This is a genomic window from Faecalimicrobium sp. JNUCC 81, assembly GCF_053667625.1.
Genome location: NZ_CM132203.1, coordinates 1,663,475 through 1,680,864, shown reverse-complemented (window position 1 = coordinate 1,680,864; position 17,390 = coordinate 1,663,475). Strand labels below are relative to the sequence as shown.

17 protein-coding genes and 1 riboswitch are annotated in these 17,390 nt (G+C 25.9%); of the genes, 4 read left to right on the top strand and 13 right to left on the bottom strand.

Translation table 11 applies throughout. The features are described 5' to 3' along the window. Positions 1 to 405 precede the first annotated feature (405 nt). Together JNUCC81_RS08315 and JNUCC81_RS08310 are read left to right on the top strand one after the other, a co-directional pair. Complete coding sequence (locus tag JNUCC81_RS08315) at positions 406 to 1,326, top strand: AEC family transporter (RefSeq protein WP_454096159.1); 921 nt, start codon at positions 406 to 408, stop codon at positions 1,324 to 1,326. Between the two features lie 92 nt (positions 1,327 to 1,418). Beyond that, a complete protein-coding gene (locus tag JNUCC81_RS08310) occupies positions 1,419 to 1,571 on the top strand; it encodes a hypothetical protein (protein ID WP_208332694.1) in 153 nt (50 codons plus the stop codon). Positions 1,572 to 1,617: 46 nt separating this feature from the next. Here the strand turns inward: JNUCC81_RS08310 and JNUCC81_RS08305 are convergent, their stop codons facing one another. The 5 genes from JNUCC81_RS08305 to JNUCC81_RS08285 form a co-directional block, all read right to left on the bottom strand. Then, on the bottom strand, positions 1,618 to 2,133 hold the full coding sequence (locus JNUCC81_RS08305; RefSeq protein ID WP_454096158.1) for a GNAT family N-acetyltransferase: 516 nt from the start codon (positions 2,131 to 2,133) through the stop codon (positions 1,618 to 1,620). A 119-nt stretch (positions 2,134 to 2,252) separates the two neighbouring features. After that, entirely contained in the window at positions 2,253 to 3,383 is a 1,131-nt protein-coding gene (locus JNUCC81_RS08300; RefSeq protein WP_454096157.1) for a hypothetical protein, read from the bottom strand. 465 nt (positions 3,384 to 3,848) lie between these two features. Next, complete coding sequence (locus JNUCC81_RS08295) at positions 3,849 to 4,010, bottom strand: hypothetical protein (protein WP_454096156.1); 162 nt, start codon at positions 4,008 to 4,010, stop codon at positions 3,849 to 3,851. 397 nt (positions 4,011 to 4,407) lie between these two features. Beyond that, positions 4,408 to 4,578, bottom strand: a complete 171-nt coding sequence (locus tag JNUCC81_RS08290; protein WP_454096155.1) for a hypothetical protein — start codon at positions 4,576 to 4,578, stop codon at positions 4,408 to 4,410. Between the two features lie 240 nt (positions 4,579 to 4,818). Further along, positions 4,819 to 5,208, bottom strand: a complete 390-nt coding sequence (locus JNUCC81_RS08285; protein ID WP_454096154.1) for a hypothetical protein — start codon at positions 5,206 to 5,208, stop codon at positions 4,819 to 4,821. A gap of 921 nt (positions 5,209 to 6,129) precedes the next feature. Here JNUCC81_RS08285 and JNUCC81_RS08280 point away from each other — a divergent pair. Continuing rightward, positions 6,130 to 6,492: a hypothetical protein gene (locus JNUCC81_RS08280; protein ID WP_208332701.1), complete on the top strand. Its 363-nt coding sequence runs from the start codon at positions 6,130 to 6,132 to the stop codon at positions 6,490 to 6,492. 182 nt (positions 6,493 to 6,674) lie between these two features. Here the strand turns inward: JNUCC81_RS08280 and JNUCC81_RS08275 are convergent, their stop codons facing one another. After that, the gene (locus JNUCC81_RS08275; RefSeq protein ID WP_454096153.1) at positions 6,675 to 6,911 is read right to left on the bottom strand and encodes a hypothetical protein; all 237 of its coding nucleotides are present in this window, start codon (positions 6,909 to 6,911) and stop codon (positions 6,675 to 6,677) included. Positions 6,912 to 7,052: 141 nt separating this feature from the next. On the opposite strand from JNUCC81_RS08275, the gene JNUCC81_RS08270 reads away from it, so the two are divergent. After that, on the top strand, positions 7,053 to 8,177 hold the full coding sequence (locus tag JNUCC81_RS08270) for a DUF3810 domain-containing protein (protein WP_454096152.1): 1,125 nt from the start codon (positions 7,053 to 7,055) through the stop codon (positions 8,175 to 8,177). A 99-nt stretch (positions 8,178 to 8,276) separates the two neighbouring features. On the opposite strand, the gene ribH is transcribed toward JNUCC81_RS08270, so the two are convergent. The 7 genes from ribH to JNUCC81_RS08235 all read right to left on the bottom strand — a co-directional run bounded on the left by ribH (position 8,277) and on the right by JNUCC81_RS08235 (position 17,273). Continuing rightward, the gene (gene ribH, locus JNUCC81_RS08265) at positions 8,277 to 8,741 is read right to left on the bottom strand and encodes a 6,7-dimethyl-8-ribityllumazine synthase (protein WP_454096151.1); all 465 of its coding nucleotides are present in this window, start codon (positions 8,739 to 8,741) and stop codon (positions 8,277 to 8,279) included. Positions 8,742 to 8,771: 30 nt separating this feature from the next. After that, positions 8,772 to 9,971, bottom strand: a complete 1,200-nt coding sequence (locus JNUCC81_RS08260; protein ID WP_454096150.1) for a bifunctional 3,4-dihydroxy-2-butanone-4-phosphate synthase/GTP cyclohydrolase II — start codon at positions 9,969 to 9,971, stop codon at positions 8,772 to 8,774. A 21-nt stretch (positions 9,972 to 9,992) separates the two neighbouring features. After that, positions 9,993 to 10,652: a riboflavin synthase gene (locus JNUCC81_RS08255; RefSeq protein ID WP_454096149.1), complete on the bottom strand. Its 660-nt coding sequence runs from the start codon at positions 10,650 to 10,652 to the stop codon at positions 9,993 to 9,995. A gap of 16 nt (positions 10,653 to 10,668) precedes the next feature. Further along, the gene (gene ribD / locus JNUCC81_RS08250) at positions 10,669 to 11,751 is read right to left on the bottom strand and encodes a bifunctional diaminohydroxyphosphoribosylaminopyrimidine deaminase/5-amino-6-(5-phosphoribosylamino)uracil reductase RibD (protein WP_454096148.1); all 1,083 of its coding nucleotides are present in this window, start codon (positions 11,749 to 11,751) and stop codon (positions 10,669 to 10,671) included. Positions 11,752 to 12,041: 290 nt separating this feature from the next. Further along, positions 12,042 to 12,158: riboswitch (FMN riboswitch) on the bottom strand. A gap of 121 nt (positions 12,159 to 12,279) precedes the next feature. Further along, positions 12,280 to 14,556, bottom strand: a complete 2,277-nt coding sequence (locus tag JNUCC81_RS08245; RefSeq protein ID WP_454096147.1) for an alpha,alpha-phosphotrehalase — start codon at positions 14,554 to 14,556, stop codon at positions 12,280 to 12,282. A 27-nt stretch (positions 14,557 to 14,583) separates the two neighbouring features. Further along, positions 14,584 to 16,224, bottom strand: coding sequence for a glycoside hydrolase family 13 protein (locus JNUCC81_RS08240; RefSeq protein WP_454096146.1), 1,641 nt, complete (start codon positions 16,222 to 16,224; stop codon positions 14,584 to 14,586). A gap of 26 nt (positions 16,225 to 16,250) precedes the next feature. Continuing rightward, positions 16,251 to 17,273, bottom strand: coding sequence for a LacI family DNA-binding transcriptional regulator (locus JNUCC81_RS08235; RefSeq protein ID WP_454096145.1), 1,023 nt, complete (start codon positions 17,271 to 17,273; stop codon positions 16,251 to 16,253). Positions 17,274 to 17,390 lie beyond the last annotated feature (117 nt).

Below are 17,390 nucleotides of genomic sequence, written 5' to 3'. Positions count from 1 at the left end.
TAAAGTATATAAATAAGAATCGTATTAAAAATTTCACAGCTAATATTCATATTTTTACTTACTTTTTGTCTATTTCTTTTAGCATGCAATAGTTTTTATAATAATTTCTTATTAATCATGTTACTATAAAACACATATTATCGATGATATATAAATTAGCATTTAACCTCATTTACTTTTGCTAATTCAAAGTTTAAATAAATTATATTAATTATTTGTTAAGTAGTATTATCATAATTGTAAAGTAATTGTAAAATTTATATTATTAAATATCTAAATATTAACTATTTGAATCCTTAAGAACGCTTATATATTTAGCTATATATCAGTTCTTTACTATTTCATAAATATATAGACTTAATAATTAAATTAACTGTATACTATTATATGTAGGGGGGATATTTTATGAATTTTAGGAATATTTTTATGCAAGTCTTAGTTTTATTTTTATTAATTTTAGTTGGATATGTAGCAAGAAAAAAGAGTTTATTAGATGAACATTGTACGTCAAAATTATCTTCTCTTATAATGAAGATTTTTCTACCTTGTACAATAATATCTTCTATGCAAATAGACTATAGTTCTGATATGATTAGTAAAATAATAAGCTTATTAATTATTTATGTAGTCATGTATTTAATATCATTTTTAATTTCTTATCTCCTAAAATTTATTTTTAAATACGATGACAATTTAGGAATTTATCAATACGTAATAGTATTTTCTAATGTCGGGTTTATGGGGTACCCTGTGGTTGAAGCTGTACTTGGAAGTGAAGCTATTTTTTATACTGCAATATTTAATTTACCATTTAATTTACTTACAATAACTCTTGGTAGCCATCTTTTATCTAAAGATAAAAATGATTATTCATTTTCCATAAAATCGCTTATAAATCCAATTATAATATCCATATTTATAGGACTATTACTTTTTATATTTAGCGTTAAAGTACCTATATTTTTAAATCAACCAATCAAAATGCTAGGAAATATTACTACACCACTTTCTATGTTAGTTATAGGTAGTATGCTTTGTGCTTCTTCTGCTTATGATTGTTTTTCTAATAAAAAACTTCACTTTGTAACGCTTATCAGGCTTATATTACTTCCTTTACTTATCTACTATTTATTTAAAGGGCAAGTTGAAGATAGTATGATTTTAGCTATTCCCATTGTTATATCATCTATGCCTGCTGCTGCAAATACAGCCATAATGGCTAGTGAATATAAATCAAATACAGCACTTGCTTCTCAAGCTGTATTTTTTACAACATTATTTTCTATAGTAACTATTCCATTAATAAGTATGTTCTTATTAACTTAAACATAATTTTATAATTTAAATTTTTTCCTTATTATGGTATCTTATATATAAAATATGAAATAATACTAGTATGTTAGATAGGAGGAATTTATATGGATATAGATTTAATTTTTAAAATAGTTTTACTTATAGTTGTTATAGGTATATCTCTTAAAGCTATAAAAGCTATTACAAGTCTTGTGTTTAAAATTGCGCTAGTTGCATTTGTAGTTTTATTATTTTATAAAATATTTACTGGTATGTAATTTATGCTATAAATTTAAAGAGACTATTATAAATATAGTCTCTTTATTAATTAATTAAATTTTCATTGTATCTTCCCATAATATATTCATCTACATATCTACCATTTCTAATTGTCGTATATTTTTTCTTTCCTTCCACTACAAATCCAAGTGATTTATATAAATTTATTGCTTTATCATTATCACAAAGTACACCAAGTTCTATTCTTACTAACATGAGCCAATTGTCTGCTATATCTAAAAGTTTATTTAATAATTTTTTGCCTATACCCTTACCTTGATATTTTGTATGTACACTTATACCTACGCTAGCACTATGTCTAAGCCTAGGAGAACTTTCTACATTAAGAGCTGCCATACCAACTATTTTATAATCATTATCTTCTTTTATTTCTGCTACAAATATATAATCATTTATGCTAAGATTTAATGTTTTTTCCCTAATTTTCTCATCTCTTTCGTTAGGCATTGCTAATGTATTTTCCATAACACCTTCCATTGTTCTAAGTTCTAATACTTGTTTAGAATCTTCTATTTTTATAGGCCTTATAATTAAATCCATAAATCTCTCCCCCCCTTAAATTTATATAAAAAATACTATCAAATTTTAATTTAAAGATTTGATAGCAATTTAATGTAATTTACTAAGTTTTCTATTTAAATATCAAACATAATTTATATTTACTTTGAATTTTTTAATGGGTATTGGTTGAAATATCTATTAAATTCTTTATCCATATTTTCTAAAATATTTAATATTTCTTCATTATATATATTTATATTCTCAATATAATATGTATTTTCATCATCTTGATAGTTATTAAGCTTGTCATTATCAGAAATAAAATTTAAATTTTCAGTATTTGTATTAATTTCATTTTTAGCAACTTCATTAGAAATACCCTTTTCTCTTACATAGAATTTATCTACTATTAAATCTTGATATTTATCAGCTTCTATGTCTTTATATTGACTTTTAACTTCATATTCAAAGTCTTCATTCAATTCAAGTTCAGATAATAACTCATAACCTGTATTTATATTACCTTGAGTTATATTTCTAGAAAAAGCTAATCTTCTAGATTCTATAATGTATTTCCCTTTTCCAAATTTCTTATCTAGTTCATCTTGTGCATATTTTTTTAACTCATCTGCTGATATTTTATGACCAGCATTTAACTCTCCAAGCTCTACATCTGGAAATAAACTTAATTGTCTTACACTATCATCATTAGACTTAAGGAAAAATTCAGGCGTATATATTACTTCTATATTATCAATCATATCTTTAGGTTTTTCTACTTCAGGTAATTTTTCTAATAAAATATTTCCAACTATTGAATACTTTGGTTGTTTTATATCTTTAGAAACCATAGGAAATGTAATATCTTTGCCATTTACTAATTCAACTAAAGTTTCTGAGTATCCTTCTTTAAGATGAGTACCATCTTCAAATCCTTTTACCTTGTAAATATTATCGCCAACAGAATAATTAACTCTAGTTTGTATTAAATCTATAATTTTTTCATATTTGATAGTTTCTCCTGGTTTTACACCCCATTCAAAAAATGGTACCATAAGAAGTAATTCCTTAGTTTTTTCATCTATTCCATCGACATTTATAACTAAGTATGGGTCTTCTCTTTCTACATAAAGTCCACTTTCTTTCCTTCCTTTTAATTTATCTGCACTACTAATTTCTAAACGATCCTTACCTTGGTAATTTTCATAAGCTAATGCAGTGACTGAATTTCCTAGTATTAATATACCTGTTGTTGCTATTATAACCATATTTTTTCTTAATTTAAACATAATTACCCCCAATATATTCTATAATTTTAAACCTATTTAATATTATCGTATTAAATAAGAATAACTTAATATTATTTTTAAAATTTAATTAATTTTCAATTAATTTATAAATTTAATCTAAAAAAAGAACTACATTACGTAATCCTCACTAGTCATTAAAATATTTTATTAAAATCACTAACGTTACAGCTTTTAAGTCTAAGTAAGCTTCTATTTGTGAAATATATCTAATTTTTTATCTATAATTTTTCATCATCAATACATATTAAGCTATACTTTATTTTTGAGTATATATAAATAGCCTAACATCAAAGCTAGACTATTTAATAATATTATTTAATTTATTTGTGTAAGTTGTAGGAGTTGCACTTACCAATACTATTACTTACATATTAACCAGAAGGGGATCCCTGGTTTAAATATATGTTTAAATTTATAAAAAATATTTTTTATTTACTTTTTAAGCTAATTTAAATTTTCAAGTATATATTTTAATCCATTTATAGATATACATAATGCTAAAAACGATATAAGTAACCATATATATTTTGGCCATTTAACAATTCTATTTATAATTTTTTCACCATTACTTAATATTAAATTTAAAATTTTTTCTGAGTAAACCATTTTTATACCTCCTATAAAGTATACAATACTACTTTTTTAAGATATTTTCACAAATTATAACACACTGTAATAATTTGTAATTTATTGTAATATTTTGTAATAATTTGCATTTTGTCTATCTGATATATTTAATAGTCATTATTTTTATTAATTTAAGATTTGCTAATTCATATTTCCATCTAAACATTTTTAGCTTTATTCTAAAGCTGTTCGAACATAAAAATAACCTAAACATAAAGGGTTAGGTTATTTAATAATGTTATTTAATTTATTGGAGTAAGTTGTAGGAATTATACCTACTAAAACGCCTACTTACATGTTAACCAGAAAGCTGGGGAGTTACTGGGCTAAATATATCTTTAAATTTATAAAAAATATTTTTTATTTACTTTATAAACTAATTTAAGTTTTTAAATATGTTTTTTAATACGTTTATAGATATACATAATGCTAAAAATGATACAAATAACCATATACATTTAGCCCCTTTAATGTATATATTTAGAAATTTTTCACAGTTACTTAATATGCTTAACGTTAAATTTAAAAGTTTTTCTGAGCAGTGCACTATTATATACCTCCTACAAAATATATAATACCCTATTTGTAAATATTTTTCATATTTTGTAATATTTTGTAATATTTTGTAATACTTGTAAAATATATATTTAATAATATTATTTAATTTATTGTTGTAAGTTGTATAAGTTTCATCTACTTAAACTACTACTTATATATTGACCAGGAAGTGGAATCCTTGGTTTAATGTTTTTATTAGGGATTTTGGGGAGTATTTATATATATTTTTTTAAAGTTTAAACCAACTTTTAATTCCTTTTTCTCTAGGTACATAATATTGTTTGATTCCATTTTTGAGTACATATGATTTTATACCTAGTATCCTTGCATATATACATACTATAGGACTTCTTAGTCTACCTTGAGAACATCCTATTACTACTTTTTTTGTTTTATTGTCTGAAATAGTTATTAAATGTTTTTCTATTACGCTTCTATTTTTTATCAATCCACATAGTATTATCGGTATCGCAAAGTATATATATTTTTTTAAAATATTATGTTCTTTTTTACTTATAACTGGTACATTATACTGACACAAAGGCATTGCTTTATGCTCTTCTTCACTTCTAACATCTATTAATCTTTCACTTTTTATATTTTCTAAGCTTATAAACATACTTCTATCCACCTTTTTATATTTAATGGTAATCATTTTATAGTTAAATCATTTCATTATAATCACTATTTAATATCACTACGCATATATTTAATTGTACTACTTTTTAAAATTTATTTATCTCTTTAATTATCAGTATATTCTGTTAATTTCTTTTTATCGAGATGATTATAATACAAGTAGACTTTCAAATTTAAAACCGTCTACAGTTGTCTTCAACTCTGATAGCCCGAGCTAACTTATAATGTTAGCTGGGACTAACTTTTTATAAATAATTATTTATACATCATTAATCTAATAGCTTGCTAATACACTGTATCGAAAAATAACGTTTATCAAATTACTTTTTATGTAAATTATTTTGAATAACTTTTACTTATCCGGTTATATTATGTATAGGTTATCAAGTACAGTATATATCTGTTATAAAGTAAGGATTGATCTCCCTACTTTTAAAATTCCAGTTAGCATTATTTGTTAGCTGGTTTGATTTTTGATAAGTTATATTTCTATGAATCACTTATATTTTAATAAGATTCAATTTGTAACATATTTAATTATTTTTCATATAAATTATTATGAGGCTAAATAGTCTTATAACGATTTTAGAATATAATTTGTTATCATGTCCTGGGACTATATTTAATTATATATTCACTCCCTCAAATATATTGAATCAGTTAACTTTATTTAGTTATCTGATTCAATATATTTTTTGTTATGTTAATTGTCTTTTTATACATTTTTTGTATTTTCAATACGTATATATAATCTTTTCTTTTTTATATACTGTATATAAATATCTTCAACTTTATAGATATTTTAACTACTGTTTTTATAATTATTTTTTTATTTAATTATTTTATGTTATAATCTTTTATGGAATATAAATCCAAATTTAATTTAAAAGGTGGACATAATATGCAAATCGAAAAAATTAAGCCTTTATTATTTGAACAAATAAAAAAAGCATTTCATCTAACTAAAAAATTTCATGACATTTTATTAGATCATATTCTAAATCACGAAGAAGATTTTAAGATTCAATCAGCAATGCTTTGCTTAAACGAAGCATCTACTTGTATCAACTCTGCTTCTTTAATCTATTTTGCCAATTATAAAAAAGGTGATTGGCCAGAATTTGAAGAGGTTTTACATAAGTTTGAAACTCTTAATAATGAATTTATAAATGCTTATTCTATTAACCATGATTTACAATGGGTCGTTCTCGAATATAACAGCTTTTTAGAATCTTATAAAAGATGTGAAAAATATTTTAATTAATCACATATATCTTTTAGCTCTTGAACTGAATGTTCTTGAGCTTTTCTATAAAACAATCGGTATATTTAAATCGGCCATAAAATAAAATCGCCACCGAAATTCATATTTTTAATGAACGGTGGCAAATTGGTGGTAAAACGTATATATCTTATAAAATAATTTATTTAAATTATTGCAATTACTTATTTTACAGTTTTTAAATCTAAGTAAGCTTCTATTTGTGGAATATATAACATATCATTATCCTTCATATGAGTATTCCCAAATTCTCTAAGCTCTAATCCTTCTTTATCTTTAGTTATTTTATACTTTATAACTTCATTATCTTCATTTATAGTAGCATGAAAAAATGTTCCTTCATATTGTTTAAATCTAAAATCAAAATTATCTCTACTAAGTTTTATAGTTATATCACTCATAATATATCCTTTCATATTGTATATTATTTGAAATTTATTACATTATATCATAGGTAATCTATTTCATCAAAATATATATTGCTTTATACTTATAGTATATATCATTATCAAATATTTATATTCTATTTAAAGAGGTGAATTATGAGCAAAAAATATAAACTTTTTTCATTACTGTTGCTACCATTAGCTTTATTACTTAACTATATAGCCTCAAAATATCCTGAATTAATAGAGACTTATTATTCTCTTTCAATCAATAAGTTTATGATACAAACTTTAAGTAAAATTTCAGGAATTTTTCCTTTTTCTACATATGAAATTACCATTTATTTAATAATTTTTATTTTATTAATTTTTATAGTACAATTACTTTATATATTATTTAAAAACTCTGTTAAACTGAAAAGCTTTTTAGTTAATTCTCTATTAAACTTATTGTCTATTTTATCTATAGCTTATTTTTTATTTATTGTTTTATGGGGATTAAATTATAATAGACTTCCTCTTTCTACAACTCTTATAAATAAATATAACTTAGATAAATGTAAAAATATATATCAAATAAATTATAATAATGAAGACTTGATAAATTTATATAAATTTTTAATAGAAAAAACTAATGAAACTAGAAAACTTGTTTTAGAGGATAGTAATGGCATTATGAAAAATAATTCTGATTACAAGAGCCTAATGTCTAGAGCTCAATTAGGATATATTAAATTATCCAATATAATTCCTAATGCCGATAGTAGCTATTCTAATCCTAAATATGTTATATCATCAAACTTAATGTGCTATACAGGTATAACAGGTATATATTTTCCATTTACAGGAGATGCCAACGTTAATATAGCAGTACCTGATATGTATATACCTTCTACCACGCTTCATGAAATGGCCCATCAAAGGGGTTATGCTAGTGAAGATGAAGCTAATTTTATAGGCTACTTAGCATCTATAAATCACCCAGATATAGATTTTAATTATTCTGGATATATACTTGCTCTAAATCATACTGCATCAACACTTAGTAAAGTAGATTCTAATACACTTATAGAGCTTAATAAAACCATATCTAGTGATGTTAAAAAAGATTTAATTAATAATAATAACTTTTGGAAAAAGTATGAAGGTAAAGTAGAAAAAGTTTCAAATGATTTTAACAATGCATATTTAAAATCTAACGGTATTGAAGAAGGAGTTCAAAACTACGGCAAAATGGTTGAGTTACTTTTAACTTACTACAAACTTTACCCTGAATATTAATTTATAAAAATGATATAGTATAATTAATAAAATTATCTAGATTAAATTAATAAGTAAATAAAAAATAGTAGTTATCAATAACTACTATTTTTTATTTACTTAGCTAAAGTTTTTTAAAAGATTAGCCATTTCTATAGCACTAACCGCAGCATCATATCCTTTATTGCCAGCTTTAGTTCCAGCTCTTTCAATTGCTTGTTCTATTGAGTCTGTAGTTAATACTCCAAATATAACTGGTATTTCTGTATTTAATGATACGGAAGCAATCCCTTTAGATGACTCTGCACAAACGTAATCAAAGTGTGGTGTTGACCCTTTAATAACTGCCCCTAAGCAAATTACTGCATCGTATTTATTACTTTTGGCCATCTTTTTTGCTACCAGAGGTATTTCAAATGCACCTGGTACCCAAGCTATTTCTATATTTTCTTCCTCAAGTCCATGTCTTTTCAATCCATCTAATGCTCCATCTAGTAATTTTGAAACTATAAATTCATTAAATCTACCTACTACTATACCTATCCTTATTCCTTTTGCTACTAAATTTCCTTCTATTATTTTCATCCTTTTTCTCCTTTTATGTATATTTTAAATTTAATAATTTAACATATGTCCTAATTTATCTTTTTTAGTATTTAGATAAAATTCATTTACTTCGTTATGATTGATCTGTATAGGTAATCTATCTACTATTTCAATATTAAAAGATGATAATTCTTCAATTTTTCTTGGGTTATTAGTTAATAATTTAATTTTTTGTACTCCTAAGTTTTTGAAAATTTGTGCTGCACTTGAATATTCTCTCATATCCGCTTTAAATCCTAACTTTATATTAGCTTCTACTGTATCAAGGCCTTGATCTTGAAGTGCATAAGCTTTCAATTTATTTATTAAGCCTATCCCCCTTCCTTCTTGCCTCATATATAATAATATGCCTCTTCCTTCTTCAGCTATTTTTTTCATTGCTTCATCATACTGTTGCCCACAATCACATCTTTTAGATCCTAGCACATCACCAGTTAGACACTCAGAATGTACTCTCGCTAGTACTGGATTACCATCTTCTATGTTACCTTTAACTAAAGCTACATGATGCTCTTTATTAATTTTATTTATAAATCCATATATCTTAAAGTCACCATATTTTGTGGGCATTTTTGTTTCTACTGCTCTTTCAATAATTATTTCAGCTTGTTTTCTGTACTCTACTAGGTCTTTTATTGTTATTATCTTTAAATTATGATGTTTCGCAAATTCCATTAAGTCTGGTGTTCTAGCCATAGTTCCATCATCTTTAATAATTTCACAAATAACCCCTCCTGGCTTTAGTCCTGCAAGTATTGATAAATCTACAGCTGCTTCAGTATGTCCATTTCTTTCAAGTACTCCACCTTTTTTAGCTATTAATGGAAACATATGACCTGGTTTTCTAAAATTTTTTGATGTTGATTTATTATCTAAAATTTTTTGTATTGTCAATGCTCTTTCATATGCTGAAATTCCTGTTGTAGTTTCTATGTAATCAATACTTGCTGTAAATGCAGTTTCATGATTATCAGTATTATTTTGTACCATAGGATATATATCCAGTTCTTTTAATCTATCTTCTTCCATTGGCATACATATAAGTCCTCTACCATACTTTGCCATAAAATTTATAGATTCTGGAGTTACTTTTTCTGCTGCCATTAGTAAATCTCCTTCATTTTCTCTATCAGGATCATCTACTACTATTACTATTTTCCCATTTTTAATATCTTCAATGGCCTCTTCAATATTATTAAATTTAAACATTTTAAACCTCCTTAAACTTTTTTATATGTAAAATCCATTTTCTTTAAGAAAATCTATTGATATTAAATCTTCTTTTAATTTTTTATTTTTAGGAACTAGTCCTAAAAGTTTTTCTACATACTTTCCAATTACATCACACTCAAGATTTACTGTTTCCCCCATATTCTTAGTAAGCAATATGGTATTTTCTCCAGTGTGTGGAATTATAGATACTTTAAATAAGTTATTGTCTACATAAGCTACAGTTAAACTTATTCCATCTATTGATATTGATCCTTTATAAACTATGTATTTTAATATATTATCTGGCACTTTTATAGATAGCCATACAGCATTGTCATCTCTATCTATTGCTACTATTTGGCCTATTCCATCAATATGTCCACTTACTATATGACCACCTAGTCTATCCTCAAGTCTTAGAGCTCTTTCTAAATTTACTTTACTTCCTATTTTTAGTATCTCTAAATTACTTTTAGTTAAAGTTTCACTCATAACGTCTGCTTCAAAATAATTAAAACTTGCATTTGCTACTGTAAGGCATACTCCATTAGTGCATATACTATCTCCTAACTTGGTATTTTCCAAAACTTTTTTAGCTTTAATAGTAAGTCTGCTTGATTTTTCTCTTTTTTTTATACCTACAATGGTTCCAATCTCCTCAACTATACCTGTAAACATTTTCATCCCCACTTTCTTATAAATATCCTTCTATTAAAATATCTTCACTTAACATTTTTACGCTAATATCTCTAATTTGGTAAGCATCTTTTAATTTTTCTATTCCATTGCCTCCTATAGGAGTTTTAGATGATTTTCCTCCTATTAATTTTGGAGCTATATAAACCTGTAGTTTATCTACTATACCCTCTTTTATAGCTGAAAAGTTAAGCGTAGCTCCTCCTTCTAGAAGTATGCTATCTATATTTAACTGCCCTAATTGTTTCACCATGTCGTTTAAATCAACACTATTATCTTTTGACTCTGCTATTATAATTTCTACCCCTTTATTTTCTAGTTCTTTTACTATACTTTCTTTTGCCAATAAAGTCGTTATAATTATTGTTCTATAGTTATGAGCATCTTTTATAACTTTTGAATCCATTGGAATTCTAAGATTACTATCTACTACTATTTTTATTGGAGTTTTTCCATTTTCTAATCTGCATGTTAGTTGTGGATTATCTTGAATTATTGTGTTTACACCTACTAAAATTCCCATTACTTCATTTCTTAACTTATGTACATTTTCTCTTGACTCATCAGAGCTTATCCATTTTGACTCTCCAGTTCTTGTTGATATTTTTCCATCTAAAGACATTGCTGATTTCATTATTACAAAAGGAATTTTTTTAACTATATACTTCATAAATACTTCATTTAGCTTCTTATTTTCTTCATCTAAAATACCTGAAACTACTTCTATACCTGCATCAATAAGTTTTATTACTCCTTTTCCAGATACTAATGGATTTGGATCTAGAGATGCTATAACTACTTTAGATATTTTACTTTCTATTATTTTTTCTACACAAGGAGGTGTTTTTCCATAATGAGAACAAGGCTCTAATGTTACATACATAGTTGAATCGTCTACACTTTCTTTAGTACTATTTATAGCATTTATTTCTGCATGACTTTTCCCATATTCTTCGTGGTATCCCTGCCCTATTATTTTATTATTTTTTACTATAACTGCTCCTACCATAGGATTTGGATTAACTCTTCCTTTGCCCTTTTTAGCTAATTCAAGGGCTAAATTCATATAAAATTTATCCATTTTCTCCTCCTAAACTTATAGTTAATATTAAATATAATTTTTATTTACAAAATAAAAACCCTAAGTTAATAACTTAGGGCTAGATAATATATCATAAACTTATACAATATATTTTGTTTATTTGACCGGTAAATGGTTACATCTATTATTTAAATATTGATAAAGATTATTATAGATTTTAATTATCTTTTACATATAAATAAAAAGCTCTGAAATATATAAATATTTCAGAGCATATCAGTCAAATCAATATAATTATACTGTATAATATTACAGTCTTATATCTTTTATATCATCTTCTTTCATCCAGACTTTACTGTCGGCTTCGGAATTTCACCGAATCATGCCTTTTAAGGCTCGCGGGCTTTACCGCCGGTAGGGAATCTCACCCTGCCCTGAAGATTTATTAAGTTTTTATAGTTACATAGTAATTGTTTTATTTATAATTGTCAACTTAAAATTTTAAATAATTGTTAGTATTTTAAATTTAAGTATAATTTAATAAAAAATTTTGCAATTTATAATAATTTATACTCTTCTATTTATTAATTTATTTTTATAGTATCTTTTCTTATCTTCTTCAGTTATTTCTCTTATAATCTTAGCTGGATTACCTCCAACTATTACATTTTCAGGAATATCCTTTGTTACTACACTTCCTGATGCTACTACAACATTATCTCCTATATTAACCCCTGGATTAATTATAGAACCTCCACCTATCCATACGTTATTTCCTATGCTCATAGCCTGTGCAAATTCAAGTCCACTAGTTCTAACTTCTGCATCTACTGGATGACCCGCTGCAAATATCTTTACATTTGGACCTATCATAACATTATCACCTATTTTTACAGTATTGCAATCAAGAACCATTAGGTTATGATTTGAATAAAAATTTTCTCCTATGTGCATATTATATCCATAATCACACATAAATGGCTGTTCCATAAATATATTTTTGCCTGTTGATCCAAATAAATATTTTATTATATCCATTCTTTCATCAACTTTACTTGGTCTCATATGATTAAAGTCATATAAAGCTTCTTTAGCAAATTGTCTTTCATCAAATAATTCCTTATAAAATGCTAAATAAAGTTCTCCATCTAATAGTCTTTCTTTTTCTCTTTTAGGATACTTTGCTTTATACATTCTACATTCCCAAGGCTTTAATTTTATCTCATTTACATCACTATGGATTTCAACTTCATAATTTGACAATACTAAATCGTTATATTTTAAGGTTATTTCATCGTGATAATATAAAGCTTCATTGTCAGTTAAGTTACATATTATAACAAACTTATCATCATCTAATACTCTTTCATATGCATATATACTTTCGTCATGCATCATAAGTAAGTTATTTTTCCCATATATTAAAGCTTTATTTTCTTTTCTTATTTTTATCATTTTCTTGTAGAAATTAAGAACTGAGTTTTCATCATTTTCTTGTTTTTCTACATTTATATCTTTATAGTTTTGATTTACACCAAGCCATGTTTTATCAGCATCACTAAATCCTGCATTTTTTGAGTTATTCCATTGCATTGGAGTTCTTGAGTTTTCTCTTGAAGACATCCAAACTTTTTTAAGTGCATCTTTTTCGCTTATTCCATTTTCTAAATCGTGATAATACTCATTTTTAGTTCCAACATCATCATAATCGTCTATACTATCAAAGGCAACATTTGTCATTCCTATTTCTTGACCTTGATATATAAATGGTGTTCCTTGTTGCATAAAGTATGACATACCTAAAGATTTAGCACTTTCCGCTAAATAAGTACTATCATTTCCCCAATTTGACACTATTCTTGGTTGGTCATGATTTTCTATAAATAGAGCATTCCATCCTTTATTATATAGAGCTTCTTGCCATTTGCTCATTGCCTTTTTATATTTTCTTATGTTAAAGGATTTTTTGTTGTCATGATTCCAAAGTGATAAATGTTCAAATGAAAATACCATATTAAACTTACCATCTTTTTCTCCTACCCACTCGCAACAATCATTTATAGTTACTCCGTTAGCTTCTCCTACTGTCATTATATCGTATTTAGAAAATGTTTCATCTTTTAATTCTTGTAAATAATTTTGAATTCCAAATACATTCATATGCTTTTCAAAAGAAGGCACATATTTTAAATTATTAGGATTTGACATGTCATTAAACCCTTCTTCTTTTTTAATATGACTTATAGCGTCTATTCTAAATCCATCTATTCCTTTATCTAGCCACCAGTTTATCATTTTATATAATTCATACCTTACTTCTTTGTTTTCCCAGTTTAAATCTGGTTGCTTTTTACTAAATAAATGTAAGTAATACTGCCCACTTTCTTCGTTTTTTCCCCAAGCAGATCCTTTAAATATACTTTCCCAATTATTTGGTTCTTTATTTTCTTTTCCATCCTTCCAGATATACCAATCTCTTTTTGGATTATCTTTCGATAATTTTGACTCTATAAACCACTCATGTTCATCAGATGTATGGTTGATAACTAAATCTATTATAAGTTTCATATCTCTTTTATGAACTTCATCTAGTAACTCGTCAAAATCATTCATAGTTCCGAATTCATCCATTATTTCATGATAATCACTTATATCATATCCGTTATCGTCATTTGGTGATTTATACATTGGACAAATCCATATTACATCTATACCTAAATCTTTTACATAATCAAGTTTTTGTATTATTCCTTGTAAATCCCCTATTCCATCATTGTTACTATCCATAAAACTTCTAGGATATATTTGGTATGCTACTGCTTCTTTCCACCATATCTTCTTCATCCTGTGTCCCCCCAAACTTTATAATTTTTACGAAAGTTTATATATTATAGCTTCATAAGCTCTTAGATTAATTTTTTCTATATTATTATTAGAATCTTTGTAGTTGCTTAATAAAATTTCACAATTTTTATAATCTATATTTTTATCTAGTATAAATTCTTCATTATCACCATCGAAGTTCGCTACTACTAATATTTTTTCATTATTTAATTCTCTTATATAAGCAAAAATTGATTTATGATCTTTATATAAAAGTTCAAAATTCCCATATACAACAGTTTCTTCTTCTTTTCTTATTTGTATTAATCTTTTATAGTGGTTAAATACAGAATTTTTATCTTCTATATTTTTCTTTGCATTTATATACTTATAATTTGGATTTACTTTTATCCACGGTTTAGCTTTACTAAACCCTCCATTTTCACTGTCATCCCAGTGCATAGGAGTTCTTGCATTGTCTCTTCCTTTAGCATATATAGACTTCATTATATCTTCTTCTTTGTATCCTCTAGATAAACGTTCTTGATACATATTTAAAAGTTCTATATCTCTATAATCATCTATGCTATCAAATTTAACGTTAGTCATTCCTAATTCTTCACCTTGATATATGTATGGTGTCCCCATTTGCATATGAAGTATTGTTGCTAACATTTTGGCACTTAATTCTCTATATTCTTCACTATCATTTCCCCATCTTGATACTATACGTGGTAAATCATGATTGTTCCAAAATAAGCTATTCCATCCTTCATTTTTAAGCTCTGTTTGCCATTTATTAAATACTTCTTTTAGTTTTATAAAATCAAGAGGTGCTAAATCCCACTTGCTTTTACCCGGTATTTCATCTAATCCTATATGTTCAAATTGAAATACCATACTTAGCTCTTCTCTAGGTGGATTACTATATAATTTTGCAATTTCTGGAGTTGCTCCCCATGTCTCTCCTACAGTTAATACATCTTTTTTTCCAAATGTTTTATTATTCATTTCATGAATATATTCATGAAGTTTAGGACCATTTCCCGTTATCTTTTTATCTGGCTGCTTTCCTACTAAATCTATAACATCTAATCTAAATCCGCCAACACCTTTATCTAGCCAGAAGTTTATCATGTCATAAAGTTCATTTCTCATATCTTCATTTTCCCAATTTAAATCTGGTTGCTTTTTAGAGAATAAATGAAGGTAATATTGACCACTTTTTTCATCAAGTTTCCATGCACTTCCACTAAAGATTGATTCTAAATCATTTGGTTCTTTACCATCAACTGGTTCTCTAAATATATAATAGTCTCTATATTTACTCTTAGGATTATCTATAGCTTCTATAAACCAACTATGTTCATCACTTGTATGGTTTAATACTAAATCCATTACTATTTTAATATTTCTAACTTTAGCTTCTTGTAAAAGATTCTCCAAATCTTTCATAGTTCCAAATTCATCCATTATATCCTTATAATTGCTTATATCATAACCATTATCATCATTTGGAGATTTATAAACTGGAGATAACCATATAACATCTATACCTAATTCTTTTAAATAATCCAGTTTTGATATTATACCTTTTAAATCACCTATACCATCATTATTACTATCACAAAAACTTCTTGGATATATCTGATAAACTACTGAGTTATGCCACCATTTTTTCTCTAACATGTTATTTCCCCCTTTATTATTGTTTATTAATCTTTATCTAATATATTACAAGACTCTCTTTTAATTAATTCTGTATCTAGTATAATATGCTTATGACTTTGTTTTTTTTCTATTAAATCTTTTAGTAGTTCTAGACTAATACTTGCCATAATTTCTTTAGGTTGCTTTATAGTCGTTATTGGAGGATTATAAAACTGACTTATTTCCATACCATCAAAACCTATTACAGATACATCTTTTCCAACTGTTTTATTACTGTCAACAATAGCTTTAGCACACCCTATTGCCATAGTATCTGATACGGCAAATATAGCACTAACTTTGGGGTTATATTTAAGTAATTTTTTAGTGGCTTCATAGGATATATCACTTCTATAGTGACCTTCTAATAAATTACTATCATTATAAGGTATACTATAATGCTCTAAGGCTTTCTTAAACCCTAGTAAACGTTCTTTATTTAAACCGTGTTCACTATAGTTATCCCCTACCATTAGGCAAATATTTTTATGGCCATTTTTTATTAAAAATTCTGTTGCTTCATATGCAGCTTTTTTATTATCTATTGAAATATACGAATATCCTTCAGTGTATTCTTTATTATAATTATTTACTGATGTTAGTACTATTGGGACTTCAATATCTTCTATATAATCTTTATTTAGATCTAGAAATTCTCCTCCTAGGCAAATTACACCTTGTAACCGTTTGTCTTTTACAAAGCTTTTTAGTATATCTATATCTCTATATTCTTCAGAGTAATTTTGCTTAAGAATCATAGTGTATCCTACATCATTTATTTTACAAGCTATAATATTTATCATTTCCGAGAAGAATGGATTAAACATGCCTTTAACTAATACACCTATATTTTTAGTATTATTTTGTTTTAAAACTCTAGCACTACTATTAGGTATATAATTGCTATCTCTAACTACTTGTAATACTTTTTCTCTAGTTGAGTCTTTAACATCTGGGTGCTTATTCAGCACTCTTGATACTGTACTAACTCCAACACCAGCTAATTTTGCAATATCTTTTATATTCATATTCACTCCTCTTTCTATCTTCAATCTTTATAAGTATAAGATCCCTTATATTTGTCAGTTTTAACTACTTGTTCCATAGGTTTTGGTGCTTCTTTAATTAAATCTTTATTAGATAAT